General features: G+C 74.9%; 16 protein-coding genes and 1 riboswitch. Of the genes, 7 read left to right on the forward strand and 9 right to left on the reverse strand.

Translation table 11 applies throughout. From position 1 onward, the window contains the following. Positions 1-86: 86 nt before the first annotated feature. From TR50_RS17180 to TR50_RS17200, 5 genes are all read right to left on the reverse strand, one after another. On the reverse strand, positions 87-425 hold the full coding sequence (locus TR50_RS17180) for a hypothetical protein (protein WP_042421711.1): 339 nt from the start codon (positions 423-425) through the stop codon (positions 87-89). After that, a complete protein-coding gene (locus tag TR50_RS17185) occupies positions 422-1,195 on the reverse strand; it encodes an SDR family NAD(P)-dependent oxidoreductase (protein WP_042421713.1) in 774 nt (257 codons plus the stop codon). Before TR50_RS17185 ends, TR50_RS17180 begins: the two co-directional genes overlap by 4 nt. 87 nt (positions 1,196-1,282) lie before the next feature. Further along, positions 1,283-1,711 (reverse strand): type II toxin-antitoxin system Rv0910 family toxin, encoded by a 429-nt coding sequence (locus TR50_RS17190; protein ID WP_042421715.1) that lies wholly within the window; start codon positions 1,709-1,711, stop codon positions 1,283-1,285. A 160-nt stretch (positions 1,712-1,871) separates the two neighbouring features. Further along, positions 1,872-2,579 carry a hypothetical protein gene (locus TR50_RS17195; RefSeq protein WP_042421836.1) on the reverse strand — a complete coding sequence of 236 codons (708 nt, stop codon included), beginning with the start codon at positions 2,577-2,579 and terminating at the stop codon, positions 1,872-1,874. An 81-nt stretch (positions 2,580-2,660) separates the two neighbouring features. Continuing rightward, positions 2,661-2,975, reverse strand: coding sequence for a DMT family transporter (locus tag TR50_RS17200; protein WP_042421717.1), 315 nt, complete (start codon positions 2,973-2,975; stop codon positions 2,661-2,663). 52 nt (positions 2,976-3,027) lie between these two features. Further along, positions 3,028-3,094, reverse strand: a riboswitch (guanidine-III (ykkC-III) riboswitch). A gap of 51 nt (positions 3,095-3,145) precedes the next feature. Between TR50_RS17200 and TR50_RS17205 the strand changes: the two genes are divergently transcribed. Further along, positions 3,146-4,312, forward strand: a complete 1,167-nt coding sequence (locus tag TR50_RS17205; protein WP_042421837.1) for a winged helix DNA-binding domain-containing protein — start codon at positions 3,146-3,148, stop codon at positions 4,310-4,312. 319 nt (positions 4,313-4,631) lie between these two features. Here the strand turns inward: TR50_RS17205 and TR50_RS46735 are convergent, their stop codons facing one another. After that, entirely contained in the window at positions 4,632-5,174 is a 543-nt protein-coding gene (locus tag TR50_RS46735) for an SRPBCC family protein (protein WP_052441053.1), read from the reverse strand. A gap of 89 nt (positions 5,175-5,263) precedes the next feature. After that, positions 5,264-8,395 (reverse strand): AAA family ATPase, encoded by a 3,132-nt coding sequence (locus TR50_RS17215; protein WP_042421720.1) that lies wholly within the window; start codon positions 8,393-8,395, stop codon positions 5,264-5,266. Between the two features lie 157 nt (positions 8,396-8,552). Here TR50_RS17215 and TR50_RS17220 point away from each other — a divergent pair, with 157 nt between their 5' ends. Next, positions 8,553-8,930 (forward strand): nuclear transport factor 2 family protein, encoded by a 378-nt coding sequence (locus TR50_RS17220; RefSeq protein ID WP_042421721.1) that lies wholly within the window; start codon positions 8,553-8,555, stop codon positions 8,928-8,930. 141 nt (positions 8,931-9,071) lie between these two features. Continuing rightward, complete coding sequence (locus TR50_RS17225; RefSeq protein WP_084700471.1) at positions 9,072-10,529, forward strand: MFS transporter; 1,458 nt, start codon at positions 9,072-9,074, stop codon at positions 10,527-10,529. Positions 10,530-10,605: 76 nt separating this feature from the next. On the opposite strand, the gene TR50_RS17230 is transcribed toward TR50_RS17225, so the two are convergent. After that, positions 10,606-11,523 (reverse strand): LysR family transcriptional regulator ArgP, encoded by a 918-nt coding sequence (locus TR50_RS17230; protein ID WP_042421722.1) that lies wholly within the window; start codon positions 11,521-11,523, stop codon positions 10,606-10,608. Between the two features lie 66 nt (positions 11,524-11,589). Here TR50_RS17230 and TR50_RS17235 point away from each other — a divergent pair, with 66 nt between their 5' ends. Both TR50_RS17235 and TR50_RS17240 read left to right on the forward strand, forming a co-directional pair. Continuing rightward, positions 11,590-12,201 (forward strand): LysE/ArgO family amino acid transporter, encoded by a 612-nt coding sequence (locus TR50_RS17235; RefSeq protein WP_042421725.1) that lies wholly within the window; start codon positions 11,590-11,592, stop codon positions 12,199-12,201. 60 nt (positions 12,202-12,261) lie between these two features. Then, positions 12,262-12,663 (forward strand): hypothetical protein, encoded by a 402-nt coding sequence (locus TR50_RS17240; protein WP_042421728.1) that lies wholly within the window; start codon positions 12,262-12,264, stop codon positions 12,661-12,663. Here TR50_RS17240 and TR50_RS17245 read toward each other — a convergent pair whose 3' ends face one another. Beyond that, positions 12,664-13,314, reverse strand: a complete 651-nt coding sequence (locus tag TR50_RS17245) for a GntR family transcriptional regulator (RefSeq protein WP_042421844.1) — start codon at positions 13,312-13,314, stop codon at positions 12,664-12,666. 139 nt (positions 13,315-13,453) lie between these two features. On the opposite strand from TR50_RS17245, the gene TR50_RS17250 reads away from it, so the two are divergent. After that, complete coding sequence (locus tag TR50_RS17250; RefSeq protein WP_084700472.1) at positions 13,454-14,785, forward strand: alpha/beta fold hydrolase; 1,332 nt, start codon at positions 13,454-13,456, stop codon at positions 14,783-14,785. A 160-nt stretch (positions 14,786-14,945) separates the two neighbouring features. Further along, positions 14,946-16,061, forward strand: a complete 1,116-nt coding sequence (locus TR50_RS17255; protein ID WP_042421731.1) for a sugar ABC transporter substrate-binding protein — start codon at positions 14,946-14,948, stop codon at positions 16,059-16,061. Positions 16,062-16,078: the final 17 nt, after the last annotated feature.

Raw genomic sequence — 16,078 nt, forward strand, 5'->3', positions numbered from 1 at the left:
GGCGGCCCCCCCCCGGGGGGGGCCCGCCGTTCCCATTCCTGCCTCTCCCCGCTTCCTTCCCCTGCTTCGCACGCGCCTTCGAGCGTTCACTCCACGGGATGCCCCGAGCCCTGCGCCGTCAGCTCCGCGTAGCCGCCACGCCGCCACGCGCGGGCCCGCAGGGCCGCCCCGGCCAGCAGTATCGCCCCGACCGCGAAGGCCGTCACCCCGAGCCACCCGAGCCAGCCGTAGCCGCCGTGCGGGACATAGTCCGGTCCGGGCACGAGGACCTGCGTGCAGTTGTCGCCGACGCCGACGGCCGCGCAGTCACGCGGGACGATCCGCGCCTCGGACCAGTGGCCGGCGTCCACGGCGAGGACGTACGCGACGGTCCCCGCCGCCGAGAGCGTCACACCTGCGGCGCCGGCGCGGGGGCGCTCGCTCACTTCTCCGTGGGCCTGCGGCCGAAGCCGCTGGACATGCCGCCGAGGAGCGCGAGCGGGGCCTTGCGGGAGAGCGCGACCAGCGCCTGGTAGCGGCGCGAGGGCACGCAGATGGACTTGCCGCGGACGAGGTCGCGCAGCGACTGGTCCACGACGTAGTCCGCGTCGAGCCACATCCACTCGCCGACGCCGGACATGTCCATCTCGGCGCGCTGGTGGAACTCGGTGTGGGTGAACCCCGGGCACAGCGCCTGAAGGGTGACGCCGCTGCCCACGAGATCGCGGTTCACGCCCGCGGTGAACTGCACCACCCAGGACTTGCTCGCGCCGTACGAACCACGCGGCACGAACGCGGCCACCGAGGCGACGTTGACGACGTACCCCTTGCCGCGCTCGCGCATGCCGGGGACCGCGGCGCGGGTGAGCCGCAGCACCGCCTCGATGTGGACCTTCACCATCGTCAGCTCGTCCTCGACCGGAACATCGAGGAATCCCTTGCGGAAGCCGAAGCCGGCGTTGTTGACCAGCAGGTCCACCGGGCGCTCGGCGTCCGTCAGCCGCGCCTCGACCGCCGCGATCCCCGCGTCGGTGGCGAGGTCGGCGGGGAGCACCTCGACCGGAACGCCGTGCTCCTTGGCGAGTTCGTCGGCGAAGGCGGCCAGTCGGCCCTCGTCGCGGGCGACGAGGACCAGCGCGTGGCCGTCCTTCCCGAGCCGGCGCGCGAACGCCGCGCCGATTCCGGCGCTGGCGCCGGTGATGAGTGCAGTCCGCATGACGCCACGCTATCGGCTGAAGGCACCGTCGCACCGTCAGGGGGCCGCGTCGGCCCGGGAGATCAGCGCGTCGAGGGCGGGCGCTTCTCAGGCCACCAACCCGGCGAGCTTCTCCAGGGACTCGTTCAGGGCCTTGGTCGTGGCCTCCTTGACGCGGGCGGCCAGCATGTTGACCGCGGCGCCCTTGAACTCGCTGTCCACGGTGACCTTGGTGCCGTCGCCGTCCGCGGTGAGGCGGTACTGCTGGCGCAGGGTGATCCCCATCGGGCCCTTGCCGTCCATGGCGAGGGTGGCGGGGGCGGCGACCTCGCTGACGGTCCAGCTGACCTCGGCGGGCATGCCCATCAGGGTCATCTTCTCGCCGTAGACCGCGCCGACGGCGAGCTCGGCCGGGCCGCCGTTGGGGAAGGCGGTGTGGATGGTGTTCCACTCGCCGAAGCGTTCGAAGTCGGTGATGAGCGCCCAGATCTTGTCCGCCGGGGCGGCGAGGGTGGTGCTGACGGATACCTCGGGCATGGCCGGTTCCTCCTCGGGCTGTCGATCCGAGCACGCCGGGTGGGGGCTCTCAGCGGAGGCTAGCCTCAATCTGACGGACCATCAATATTCGGGTCGGGAGAATCTGACGCTACGTCATCTATGCTGCGGAGACTGCCGGAGCAGGGCTGCGCCGCCCGGATCAGCCTGAGGCCAGCCACACCCGCAGCGCGCCCAGGCGCGCGAAGCCGACGCTCGCGGCCGCGTCGAGATCCGGCCCGTGCTCGTAGCCGACGACCGGCAGGCCGGGGCAGTAGACCGCGGCGGCGGTCAGGCAGTCCCGCCAGGCGCGGTCGGGATCGCGGTCGCCGCAGAACAGGTTCGACACCCCGACGACACCCGCGCCCAGGCTCAGCACCGCGCCCGCCGCGAACTGCGGTGCGGCGAGCACCAGCACCGACGGATCGTCCAGCAGCGACGGCACGAACAGCCCGCGCGCTCCCCCGTTCCACGCCTGTTCCCACTGCTCCAACCCGGCAGCGTCCCTGACCCGCCGCCAGTCGGCCGACGGGCCGGCGGGCCGGCCGACGGGCTGGGGATCGCGGGCGATCCACTCGGCGTCGAACAGCGGCTCGAAGCCGTGGGGCCGCAGGTCCAGCCGCGCGAAGCTGTCCTTGACCGAAGCGCCCGGACTGCGGCGGTCGACGCGGCCGAGGACCTCGGCCGCGTCGGCGTGCTCGGAGAGGGTGACCGCGTCCGGGTAGTAGGGCGGAGTGCGCACCGGACTGGTCCAGGCGTCGGAGCGGAACTCGCCGCGCAGTCCGTGGGCGCGGCACATCGCCTCGCACCAGTCCGCGTTGTTGCGCGTGGCCGCGCGCAGGAGCGCGGGCGTCAGTATGTGATCCACCATCGGCTTGATCTTCACTGACGGGGGACGGAGGATGCCATCGAATTTGCCGTGGCATCCTCGAGCCGCCCTCGGTCCGAGGGCTCAGTGCGCGAGCTTGAGCCCGACGACGCCGCCGACGATCATCGCGAGGAAGAGCGCGCGGGCGACCGTGACGGGCTCCCCCAGGGCGAACATCCCGTACAGGGCGGTGCCGAGCGTGCCGACGGCGACCCAGACCGCGTAGCCGGTGCCGAGCGGGACGCTGCGCAGCGCGTAGGAGAGACCGCCCATGCTGAGGACGACGGTGACGAAGAAGACGACCGTCGGCAACGGACGGGACAGGCCCTTGGAAGCCTGAAGGGCGACCGCCCAGACGGTCTCGAGCATGCCGGAGAGAAGGAGCACGACCCAGGCCATGACGGCGGACCTCTCGCAGTAGGGGACGGAAGCCGCTGGGGCCACCGCTCTTGCTGCGCCGTCTTGTCCGACCGGGTACGACGCGCTCGTCCGGGACACCGGGTACTCCACCCGGCCTCGTCTTCGACGTTAGCACGCAGGCGGGTGAAGGGGCGGTTAGGGTGCTGGTCATGGCGCTCCCAAGCATCGACACCGCCGAACGCCGGGCGCGGGTCACCGCGCGTCTGCTGGTGCGGCGGGCCGAGCCGCTGGCTGTCGCGGACGACCTGGTCGCCCTGCACGCCACCGACGCGGCGACCGTCTATCTCTCCCTCGCCGCCCGGCTGACCGACCCCGGCGTGGACGCGGTGGAGCGCGCGCTGTACGACGAGGTGTCGCTGGTGCGGCTGCTGGCCATGCGCCGGACGCTCTTCGTCGTCCCGGTCGATCTCGCCCCCGTCGTCGACACCGCCGCGGCGCGGACCATCGCTGCCAAGGAGCGCGAGAAGCTGCTCGCCTTCCTCGACGAGGGCGGTGGCTGGGACGCCGCGTGGCTCGCGGCGGCCGAGCGGCGGACGCTGGCCGCGCTCAAGCGGCTCGGCCCCTCCAGCGGACAGGAGTTGGGCGCGGCCGTGCCCGCCCTCCAGGAGCGCGTCACGGTCGCGGCCGGCAAGCCCTACGAGGCCGTGCAGACCGTCGCCTCCCGCGTGCTGCGCGTGCTGGCCGCGGAGAACCGGATCCGCCGGGACCGCCCGCGCGGCAGCTGGACCTCCAGCGCCTACCGGTGGGTCGAGAGCGCGCCCTGGCCGGACCTGCCGGTCGACGAGGCGCGCGCCGAGCTGGTCCGCCGCTGGCTCGCGAGCTACGGGCCCGGCACCGAGGACGACCTGAAGTGGTGGACGGGGTGGCCGCTCGGCGCGGTCCGCAAGGCGCTGGCCGCGGTCGGCGCGGAGCACGTCGGCCTGCCGCAGGGGGAGCCGGCCGGGCGCGAGGGGTACGTCCTGCCCGGCGACACGGCGCCGACCGGCTCTACCGAGCCCCGCGCCGCCCTGTTGCCCGCCCTCGACCCGACCGCCATGGGCTGGCGCGAACGTTCCTGGTACACCGACGCCGCCCATGCGGACCTGCTCTTCGACCGCACCGGCAACATCGGCCCCACCGTGTGGTGGGACGGCCGGGTCGTGGGCGGCTGGGCCCAGGCGGCCGACGGTTCCGTCGTCTGGCGGCTGCTGGAGGACGTCGGCGCGGACGCGCTCGCGGCCGTCGGCGAGGAAGCCGCGCGCCTCACGGCGTTCCTGGGCGACGCGCGCGTCACCCCGCGCTTCCGCACCCCGCTGGAGCGCGAGCTCAGCGCCTGACCGACGACGAAGACGGTCCGACGCGAGAGGTCGGGCGCGGGAGGCCCCGCGCGGCGGGTCCGGCGCGGGCGGCCCGGTGCGGAGGACGGGCGCGGGAGCCCGGGCACGCGGGCGGCCCCGCGCGGGGCCGGGCGAGAGGTCGGGCGCTCAAGGCCCAGCGCGACGGGTCGAGCCCGGGAGGACAGGCGCGAGCGGTCCAGCACGACGGGTCGAGCCCGGGAGGACGGGCGCGGGCGGCCCAGCGCGGGCGGCCCGGTGCGGGCGGCCCGGCGCGGGAGGGCGGGTTCCAGCCGCCAGACGGGCGGCAGTCGCGGGACCGTCAGGCGCGGGCGGCGTAGGCGTCGTGGAGAGGTTGCCAGTCTCGGGCCAGGTCCCAGCTCGGCCAGTCGACCTCGGCACCGTCCAACGCCTGTCCCAGGTAGTCCAGATGAAGGTGCCAGCCGGCCAGCAGCAGGGCTGGTCGGTCGATCGGCGCGGGCAGGGCGGCGCTGAAGGCGAGGGTGGAGCCGGGGCCGTCGTCGGCGAGCTCGAAGCGCACCCGGCCGTGCGGGTCGAGGTCCAACTGGAGCACCGTCGGCGGATCGTAGACGGTGACCGTGCCGGTGGCGACGACCGTGCGGCCCTCGGTGTCGGTGTTGAGCCACCGCAGCACCACTCCCCCGCCCTCGGCCGGGTCCAGGCGGTCCGCGGCGGCCAGCCAGCGGCGCAGCAGGGCCGGGCGGGAGAGGTACGGCCAGACGCGGGCGACGGGGTGAGGAAGCCGCCGGTAGAACACGACCGCCTGATGCGCGGCGTCCACGGAGACGACGCTCCCGTCCAGGATCGGCTGCGTTCGCTGGTCCGCCCTCTGCTGCTCGTCCACCCTCCGATCATCACCCGGCGGCGACGGGCTCGCCTCCGCGCCGGGGGCCGCACACCGCCGCACAGCCTGCGGCCTGCGACGCGAGCGGATCAGACCAGGGCCGCGAGCTCCCCCCGGGAGGCGACGCCCAGCTTCGGGTACGCCTTGTAGAGGTGGTAGCCGACCGTTCGCGCGCTCAGGAACAGCTGGGCGGCGATGTCCCGGTTGGAGAGCCCCTGCGCGGCCAGCCGCACGATCTGGTTCTCCTGCGGGGTCAGACCCGCGAGCGGGCCCGCCGTGCGCGGCTCGGACGGGGCCGCGCCGGAGGCGTCGAGCTCGGCGCGGGCGCGCGCCGCCCAGGGCGCGGCGTCGAGCAGGTCGAAGGCGCGCGCGGCCGCGCGCAGCGGGGCCCTGGCTTCGGACTTGCGGCGGGCCCGGCGCAGCCACTCGCCGTACAGGAGCGCCGTTCGGGCCTCCTCCCACGGACGGCCGGCACCGGCGTGCAGGGCGAGGGCCTCGCGGTAGAACTGCTCGGCCAGCTCCTCCGGAGCGAGCAGCGCGTGGCAGCGCAGCACCAGTGCGCGGGCCCAGCCGCGCTCGGAGCGCGCCGCCCAGCGCTCGAACCGGGCGAGCGGCTCGGCCAGCGCCTCGCCGCGGCGGATCCGCACGGCCGCCTCCAGGGCGTCCGGCACCGCCCGCAGCGCGGAGACCTGACCCAGGTCGGGTGCGCGCAGCAGCGCGTCGAGCGCGGTGACAGCCTCCTCGGCGCGGCCGTGGCCGAGGTCGAGCAACCCCGCGGCCCACGACCGCCACGGCGCGCCCGACAGCGCGGGCGTGCCGCCCTGCGCCTGCGTCCCGGCCGTCCGCAGGGCCTCCTGGCAGGCGTCCTCGTCGCCCCGCTGGGCGGCGAGGTAGGCGAGCAGGCTGTGCACCGGCGCGGACCACTGCACCTGCTGCACGTCCTCGGCCAGCGCGAGCGCCTCCTCGGCATGCGCCCGCGCCTGTCCCGCCCGCCCGTGGAACAGCTCGGCCTCCGCCAGCGTGACCAGCAGCGGCGGCAGCGCCGCGAGCACGCCCGAGGCCCGCGCCTCGCCCACGACCTCCGCCGTGACGACCAGCGCCTCCTCGTCCCGCCCGGCCCACAGCGCGGCCGCACACGCCTGCCCGAGATCCACCGGCACCACGGCCCCACCGGCCCGCGCGGCGGCAAGCACCTCAGCCAATCCCGTCCCGGCCCCGGCCCCCTCGGGACCGGCCCACCCGGCCTGCCCGGCCTGCCCGACGCGCTCGCCCGGCTCCGCCGGCCCGGCAGCCCCGGCCTGCCTGACGGGCTGGCGGAGCCGGGCGTGGCCGGCAGGACCAGCAGGCTTGCCCTGCTCGCTCAGCTCCGCCGCCCAGGACGGCTCGCCCTGCCCCACCGAAGGGGCCCGCCCGGTCGGCCCGCGCAGCTCAGCCCGACCCGCCTGCCCCGCCTCGCTGGCCTCAACCTGCCCTGCGGAGCGGATCGGTCGCCCTTGCCCGGCGCGCCCGACCTGCCCCGGCTGCCCGCCCGGCGCCGCACGCTCGATCTGCTCGGCCGTCCCGGCCGAGTCGGCGTCCTCGGTCGGACCGGCCGAGGCGGCCCGCCCGACGGGGTCGATCCGGCTCTCCGTCGCGGCCAGCAGGTAGGAGACGACCGGGGCCAGACCGTCCTGCGGGGGGAGCTTGAGGTCGGCGAGGCGGCGCAGGGTGCGGGTGACGGCGGGCTCGTCGAGGGTGCGGGCGACGTCGAGGGCGTGCAGGAGGACCCGGGCCGTCGGGACGGGGTGGGCGTCGGCGACGAGGTCCGCCGTCTCCAGCATCAGGCGGTGCGCGCCGTCCGGCGCGCCGCGCCAGAACTGGGCGACGCCGCGGATGAACATCACGTGGGCCAGCATCACCGGGTCGGCGGGGCGGCGGGCGTGCGCGCGCCCGGCGAGGGACTCCGCGCGGACGACCTCGCCCGCCTCGGCCGCGGCCTCGGCGGCCAGGACCAGGCGGCGGGTGACGTCCTCGGGGGCGGGGCTGAGGAGCGCGGCGCGCTCGTACGCGGCCGCCGCGCCGGAGGGCCCGCCACGGGCGGCCGCGGTCTCGGCGACGCCCTCCAGCGTGGCGGCGACGGACTCGTCCGGACCGGGGGCCGCCTGCACCAGGTGCCAGGCGCGGCGCACGGCCGCGTCGCCGCCGGGGACCTCGCGCCCGTCCAGGACCTCGGCGAGGGCGGCGTGGGCCGCGAGACGCTGGGCGAGCGGGGCCCGGCCGAGCACAGCGGAGCGCAGCAGCGGATGCCGGAAGGCGAGCCGCCCGCCGGACCCGGTGACGCCGACCAGCGCCGCCGCCTCGGCGGGCTGCAGATCCCGCGGGGACGCGCCGAGGCGCTCCGCCGCCTCGAGGACGACGGAGAGCTCGCCCGACTCCTCGGCGGCCGCGACGAGCAGCAGCGTCTGCGTCGCCGCGGGCAGCCGGCTGAGCTGCCCGTGGTAGGCGAGCTGGAGCCGGCCCGCGAGCGGCAGCGGCGCGTCGGCGCCCTCGGCGCTCGGCAGTTCGCGCAGGGCGAGCGGGTTTCCATGGGCCAGTTCCAGCAGTTGACGCCTGGTCACCTCGTCGGCGTCGGGCGCGTGCCGGGCCAGCAGCCGCGCGGCGGACGTCTCGTCCAGGCCGCCCAGACGCAGCTCGGGCAGCCCGGCGGCGGGCGCCGCGCCCTCGCCCTCCCGCGCGGCGTACAGCACCACGACACCCTCGGCTCGCAGCCGACGCGCGGCCAGCAGCAGCGCCTCCGTGGAGGCGGCGTCGCACCACTGGAGGTCGTCCACCAGGCAGAGCACCGGGCCGGACTCGGCCAGCTCCGCGAGCAGCCCGAGCACCCCGAGGCCGACCAGCAGGCGGTTGCCCTGAGCGGCCCTGGCGTCCGGTTCGGCGAGGCCGAACGCCCGCTCCAGCGCCTGCCGTTGCGGCTCGGGCAGTGCGGCCAGCCCGCCGAGCGCGGGGGCGAGGAGCAACTGCAGCGCGGCGAACGGCAGATCCGACTCGGCTTCCACGCCGGCCGCCCGCAGCACCGTCCACCCGCCCGACGGCTCCGCAGAGGCGGCGGCGTAGTCCAGCAACGCGGTCTTGCCGATCCCCGGCTCGCCGCGCAGCACCAGCACCCCGCTGCGGCGCTCCGTCGCGGCCGCGCGCAGCAGTTCGTCGATAGCGGCCTGTTCGGGCCCCCGTCCGTCCAGCATGCCAAGCACCCTACCGAGCGCCGCCGACATCCCCGTGCTGACATTCCCCGACCGAAGTACCTAAGTGCGACTGATTCGGTCCCCCGCCGCCGTCCGTAGCTTTTTGACCTGCAAGGAAACGGAACGAACAGACGAACGAACGGACGAGGAGCCCGAGATGGACACCACCGCCACCACCCTTCAGGACCTGGCCGACCGCTACATCGCCGCCTGGAACGAGACCGACCCCGCCGCGCGCCGCCACCTCGTCGACGCGAGCTGGGCCGAGGACGCCCGCTACACCGACCCGCTGGTCGCCGCCGAGGGCCGCGACGCCGTCGACGCCATGCTGGGCGCGGTGCAGGCGCAGTTCCCCGGCCTGGTCTTCCGGCTCGGCGGCCCGGTCGACGCCCACCACGACATCGCCCGGTTCACCTGGGAGCTCGGCCCGGCCGGCGGCGAGGCGCTGGTGGTCGGCTTCGACGTCCTGGTCGCCGACGCCGACGGCCGGATCGCGCAGGTCCACGGCTTCCTCGACAAGGTCCCCGCGGTCTGAACCGGTCGAGCCCGTCGACCCGGCGGATCCCCCGAGCCCCGCGCGGGGCTGCTCCCACAGCCCCGCGCGGCCCGCATCCCCGCACTCCCTCAGTCCAGTCCCCCAGTCCAGTCCAGACCTCGAAAGAAGCGGAAGCAGACCATGTCCAGCACCCGTGTCCCGGCCCCGGCCTCCCCGGCTGTCAAGGACCAGCGGTTCGCCCACGACGCCGACGCGAGCGCCGCGCCGCGCGGGCTGCTGCCGGTGGTCCTGACCGCCACGTTCATGTACGCGCTCGACTTCTTCATCGTCAACGTGGCCATCCCCTCGATGCAGCACGGACTCGCCGCGTCCTCCGGGGCGATCCAGTGGATCATGGTGGGCTACTCGCTGGCCCTGGCCGCCGGTCTGATCAGCGCGGGGCGGCTGGGCGACATCCACGGCCGCCGCCGGATGTTCGCGCTGGGGCTCGGACTGTTCACCGCCGCCTCCGCCGCCTGCGGACTCGCCCCGGACATCGACCTGCTCGTCGCCGCCCGCATCGCGCAGGGCCTCGCGGCCGCGCTGATGGCGCCGCAGGTGCTCGCCATCATCCGCACCGCGTACCAGGGGGCCGCCCAGGCGCGTGCGATCGCCCTCTACGCCGTCACCATGGGGCTGGGCGCGGTCTGCGGCCAGCTCATCGGCGGCGTGCTGATCAGGGCGGACCTCTTCGGCAGCGGCTGGCGCTCCTGCTTCCTGATCAACATCCCGGTCGGCCTCGCCGCGCTGGCGACGGTGCGCCGCAGCCTGCCCGAGTCGCGTGCGCCCAGGCGTCCGCGTCTGGACAACACCGGGACGGCGCTGATCACCACCGCGCTGGTGGCGCTGCTGCTGCCGCTGGTCCAGGGCCGCCAGGCCGGCTGGCCGCTGTGGACCTGGCTCACCCTGGCCGCCTCCGTCGTCCTGCTGGTCGTCTTCGCCCTGCACCAGCGCCGGCTGGCGGCTCGCGGCGGCTCCCCGCTGGTTCCGCCGGAGCTGTTCCGGGGCCGGGTCTTCGCCCTGGGTTCGGTCACCCAGGTGATCTTCGCCGCCGGGCAGGGCTCGTTCTTCCTGATCCTCGCGCTCTACCTGCAACTCGGCCGCGGCCTGGACCCGCTGGCCTCGGGCATCGTCTTCACGGTCCTGGCCCTGGGCTACTTCGCCAGCTCGCTGCGCTCGGACGTGGTCGCCGCCCGGCTCGGCCGCCAGGCGGTCACCCTGGGCGCGGTCGGCATGGCGCTCGGTCTGGCCCTGCTGTGGGGCGGGGCGCGCGTCGCCGGTGACGCCCCGGGCACGGCGCGGGTGCTGTGGCTGATCCCGGGCCTGGTCGTCGACGGCGTCGGCATGGGCCTGGTCCTCGGTCCGCTGACCGGCGCCTCCCTCAGCCGGGTCGGCAACCACCTGGTCGGCGCGGCCTCGGGCGTCATCACCACGCTCCAGCAGGTGGGCGGTGCGGTCGGGGTGGCGCTCGTGGGCCTGGTCTTCTACGGCTCCCTCAGCGGCGGCTACGCCCACGCCTTCGAGTCGGGCGTGCTGGTCCTGGCGGCGATGGAGCTGACGCTGGCGGGCCTGATGCAGTTGCTGCCGCGCGAGCAGTAGGGCACAGGGACCGACCGCACGGGCCAGGGGTCTTCCGCCGACCGGCGGAAGGCCCCTTCCGTGCGGTCGGGAGCCGTCAGGCCGACGGCGGGTTGCGCAGGCTGCGCCCGGCCGCGGCGGCGACGACGGTGGCGACCGTCGCCAGGGCGGGCGAGTCGAGACGCCACTGCTGCCAGAACAGCGGGACGTCGAACGTCCGGCCCGGCAGGAACTCCACGAGTGCGGCCGCGCGCAGCCCCGGCGCGGCCTGCTCCTCCGGGACGAGCCCCCACCCCAGACCGGCCGTGACGGCCTGGGCGAAGCCCTCGCTGGACGGCACGTAGTGCCGCAGTCCGCTCGCCGGGCAGCGTCCCCCGGTCAGCTCCCGGACGAACGCGTCCTGCAGTTCGTCGCGGCGGTCGAAGCAGACCACGGGCGCGGACGCGATCCTCTCCGTCGTCCCGCCGTCCAGCCATCGCGCGGCGAACCACGGTGCGGCGACGGGCAGGTAGCGCATCGCGCCGAGGCGGCGGACCGAGCAGCCGGCGACCGGGTCCGGCGAGGAGGTGACGGCCGCCAGCACCTCGCCCTCGCGCAGCAGTTGCGTCGTGTGGGCCTCGTCCTCGCGCCGCAGGTCCAGCTGGATCCGCGCGTCCTGCGCGAGCCCGGCGAGGGCGGGGACGAACCAGGTGGCGAGCGAGTCGGCGTTGACGGCGACGGCGAGCGAGGTCTGCGCGCTCTCCCTCACCTCGTCCATGCCGAGGGCCGTCCTGGCGTCCCCTTCGAGCCGCGCGAGCTGGCGGGCGTAGCGGACGACGACCTGCCCGGAGTCGGTGGCCCGCACCGGCCGGGTGCGGGTCAGCAGGACCCGGCCGGTGCGTTGTTCGAGCGCCTTGACGCGCTGGCTGACGGCGGAGGGCGTCACGTGGAGGACCGCCGCGGCGGCGTCGAAGGTGCCCTCGTCGACGACGGCCAGAAGGGTCCGGACCAGGTCGTGCGGCAGCTCGTTCTTCACGAACGCTCATGCTACGTAAAAATCTTTAGCTGGTCTTAGCGGCGACCCGTTCCTACGGTGGGCGCCATGGGGAACGCACTCACCGCCGCCGCGGCCGGCTTCGGAACCGGCCTCTCGCTCATCGTCGCCATCGGCGCGCAGAACGCCTTCGTCCTACGCCAGGGCATCCGCCGCGAGGCGGTGCTGCCGGTGGTCGCGATCTGCGCGGCCTCGGACGCGGTGCTGATCGCCTGCGGCGTGGGTGGTCTCGGCGTCCTGGTGACGGCCTGGCCGGCGGCGCTCACCGCGATCCGCGCGGTGGGCGCGGCGTTCCTGCTGGGCTACGCGCTCCTCGCGGCGCGGCGCGCGTTCCGGCCGTCCTCCCTGGAGGCGGGCGGCCCCACCGTCCACTCCGGCCGCCGCGCGGTCCTCACCTGCCTCGCGATGACGTGGCTCAACCCCCACGTCTACCTCGACACCGTCCTCCTCCTCGGCGCGGTGGCCGCCGGACACGGGCCGCTGCGCTGGCAGTTCGCCCTCGGCGCGGCCTCGGCCAGCCTCTGCTGGTTCGCCGCCCTCGGCTTCGGCGCCCGCCTCCTGGCCCCGTTCTTCCGCCGCGCCTCCTCCTGGCGCGCCCTCGACGCCCTGGTGGCCACCACCATGCTCGCCACCGGCCTGACTCTCGCCGCGGGGGCGTGAGCCACAACACGGTGGCCCCTACCCGGGCGACCGCCGACCCGTGGCGCGTTACGCTGCCCCGTGCCCAGACGCAGTCGCCAAGCGCGCCGGCTCCTCGTCGGCGATGCGACGTACCTGTGGACGGTCGGCCACGATCATCAGCACGTCGAGGACCCCGCCACGGGCCACCACCGGTTCGTCGACTGCCGCGAGATCCTGACGCTCCGTCGTCTCGGCTCGGCCGGACGCCTCAGCGTCGTGTTCCGTCAGGCGCCGGGGCGCCTCGTGCCGGACGGCTTCCTGCATTCCGGCACGGTGGGCACCACCGCCGGGCGGTGGCTGAACCTGCACGAGCCGGGCGCCGCCCGCGCGCTGCTCGACGAGGCGTCCGCACGCGGCTGGGCTCCGGGCAGCACCGCCGTGGTCGACGGCTGGAGGCTGTTCGACGTGGTCGTCGCCCAGCGGCGGGCGGGACGGGTGTGATCAGTCCTCCTGCGCCGCCCACAGTCTTCGGACGTGGCCGAGGTGTTCGGCGATCAGGTGCTCGACCGCCGGGAGGTCGCGGGAGAGCATCGCGTCGAGGAGGCGTTCGTGTTCCTCCGCGGAGTCGACCAGGCGGCCCGCGGAGACCAGGGCCTGGAGGCCGTACAGGCGGGAGCGGCTGCGCAGTTCGCGGACGGTGTCGACGAGGTGGCGGTTGCCGTGCAGGGCGAGCAGGCCGAGGTGGAAGAGGCGGTCCGACTCGATGTAGGCGACCAGGTCGCCCGCGCGGGCGGCCTCGACGATGGCGCGGGCGTGCGCGCGCAGCGGCTCCAACTGCTCGGGGGCTGCGGTCTCGGCGACGCGGACCGTGGCCGGGATCTCGATCAGCTCGCGGATCTCGGTGAAGTCGTCCAGGTCCTGCTCGGTCAGGCCGATGACGCGGAAGCCCTTGTTGCGGACGACTTCGACCAGGCCCTCCTTGGCCAGATCGAGCATCGCCTCGCGCACGGGCGTCGCCGAGACGCCGAACTCGCCCGCCAGCACCGGCGCGGAGTAGACGATGCCGGGACGCAGCTCGCCCGCGACGAGCGCGGCGCGCAGCGCGTGGGTGACCTGCTCGCGGAGACTGCGGCGGGCCTGGACCGAGGGCAGGTTGAGCACGCCGCCGTCGCTGTCGATGGACTCCGGGTTCACCTCGGACCTCTCGGCTCATGGATATGTGAAACATCATCCTGCACCATCACGGTGTACCGCCGAAGCCTCCTGACGCAGAACGGAACCCGCCGCACCCATGACCGCACCCAGGACCGCACCCGCGAGCGCATCCACGACCACGCCCCGCAGCATCGGCGTCCGCCTCCCCGGCCTCGCCGTCACCGACCACACCTTCGACGTCCCGCTCGACCACCACGCCCCGGACCGAGGCACGATCGAGGTCTTCGCCCGCGAGGTCGTGGATCCGGCGAACGCCGGGCAGGACCTGCCCTGGCTGCTGTTCCTCCAGGGCGGGCCGGGCGGCAAGTCGCCGCGGCCGACCGCCGGGAACCCGTCCTGGCTGCGTCGCGCGCTGCGCACGCACCGCGTGCTGCTCCTGGACCAGCGCGGCACCGGACGCAGCACGCCCGTCACCGGACGCACCGCCGCGCGGTTCCCCTCCGCCGCAGCGCTCGCCGAGTACCTCGGCTTCTTCCGCGCGGACTCGATCGTCGCGGACGCCGAGCTGATCCGGGGGCAGCTGACCGGCGGCCGGCCGTGGGAGACGCTCGGGCAGAGCTACGGCGGGTTCCTGACGCTGACGTACCTCTCCCAGGCCCCGGAGGGGCTGGCCGCCTGCTACGTGACCGGCGGCCTGGCCGGCCTGGAGGCCACCGCGGAGGACGTCTACCGGGCGACGGCTCCCCGCGTGCAGGCCAAGAACGCGGCCTTCGCCGCGCGTTACCCGGCCGACCAGGAGACCCTGCGGCGGCTCGCCCAGCGGCTCGCCAAGGAGCCGGCCCGGCTGCCGGACGGCGACCTGCTGACGGTCCGGCGGCTGCGCTTCCTCGGGATGGAGCTGGGCATGGGCGCGGGCTTCGAGCGGCTGCACTGGCTGCTGGACGAGGCGCTCGACGCCGACGGCGCGCCCACCGACGTGTTCCTGAACGAGGTGGGCCAGATGACGGGTTTCGTCGCCAACCCCCTGTTCGCCGTCCTCCACGAGTCGATCTACGGGCAGTCGGGGTCCGGACCGACGGCCTGGGCCGCTCAGCGCGTGCTGGACTCGCTGCCGGGGTTCGCCGAGGACGCCGACCCGCTGCTGCTGACCGGCGAGATGATCCTCCCCTGGATGTTCCGGGACGTCGCCGCGCTGCGCCCGTTCGCCGAGGCGGCCGAGCTCCTCGCCGGGCGCGCCGACTGGCCCGCGCTCTACGACCGGGCGCGGCTGGCGGCCAACGAGGTCCCGGTCGCGGCGGCGGTCTACTTCGACGACATGTACGTCGACGCCCAGTTGTCGCTGCGCACCGCGGCCGAGGTCGGCTCGGTCCGCGCCTGGGTGACCAACGAGTGGGAGCACGACGGCGTCCGGGTGGACGGCGAACGCGTCCTGGGCCGGCTGATGGACATGGCGGCCGGTCAGGTGTGAGGCGTCGGCCCCGGCTTGGGGCAGGCTTCGAACGTGAACGAAGATGTCCTTGTGGTAACGGCTGGGTGTTCACTTCTTGACGTGGCCCACCGGCGCCGGTTGACTCCCTGCCACTTCGGTCACCGCACCCGGTGACCTCGGCAAGGAGGCACCGCACCGCATGAGGCCCAGCATGAAGCGCACACCGGCCGTCACCGCTCTGGCCGTGGCCCTTGCCTTCGGACTCTGCGCATGCGGCTCCGACGCGGGCGGCGGCGCTTCCGTCGCCGCCGGGTCCGGCGGCGGCGCGAGCGCCGGGCCCCAGGTGATCGGTCTGCTGCTGCCGGAGGACACCGCGACCCGGTACGAGCAGTTCGACAAGCCGCTGTTCGAGGCCAAGGTCAAGGCCCTGGCCCCGAACGTCCAGGTGCGGTACGCCAACGCGGCCGGGAGCGCGCAGACCCAGGCGCAGCAGGTGCGCACGATGATCGACGCCGGCGTCGGCGTGCTGGTGATCGACGCCCAGGACTCCGCGCAGATCAAGTCCTCCATCGAGGCGGCGAAGGCCAAGGGCGTCAAGGTCGTCGCCTACGACCGCCTGGCCCAGGGGCCGGTCGACGCCTACGTGTCCTTCGACAACGAGAAGGTCGGCGAACTCCAGGGCCAGGGCCTGCTCGACGCGATGGGGTCTGCGGCCACCCCGTCGGCCAAGGTCGTGGAGATCGACGGCGACGCCGCCGACCCCAACTCGATCGACTTCGAACGCGGCTTCCTCGCCGCCGTGCAGGGCAAGGTGGACATCGCCTACGACGCGTCCGGCATGTGGAAGCCGGACGTCGCGGCGGAGAAGGCCACTGCCGCGATCAACCAGCTCGGCGCGAAGAACATCGCGGGCTTCTACTCCGCGAACGACGGCATGGCCGCCGGCATCATCAGCGCGATGAGGACCGCGGGCCTCAGCGGCGTCCCGATCGGCGGGCAGGACGCCCAACTGGACGCCGTCCAGCGGATCGTGGCCGGCACCCAGGCGTACAGCGTCTACAAGGCGTACCGGCCCGAGGCCGAGGCCGCCGCCGAACTCGCCGTGGACCTGCTCCAGGGCCGCGACATCGGCTCGCTCGCCGCCGCGATGAAGATCAGCGCCTCCGGCGACGACGTGCACGCCGACCTGCTCACCCCGGTGCTGCTCACCAAGGACGACATCAAGCAGACCGTCGTCGCGGACGGCCTCTACACCGTGGGGCAGATCTGCACGTCGACGTACGCGGCGGCGTGCCGCGCCGACGGTCTGCAGTAAGGGCCAGCCGAGGCGGC

It is taken from the genome of Streptacidiphilus anmyonensis (assembly GCF_000787855.1).
Lineage (GTDB): Bacteria > Actinomycetota > Actinomycetes > Streptomycetales > Streptomycetaceae > Streptacidiphilus > Streptacidiphilus anmyonensis.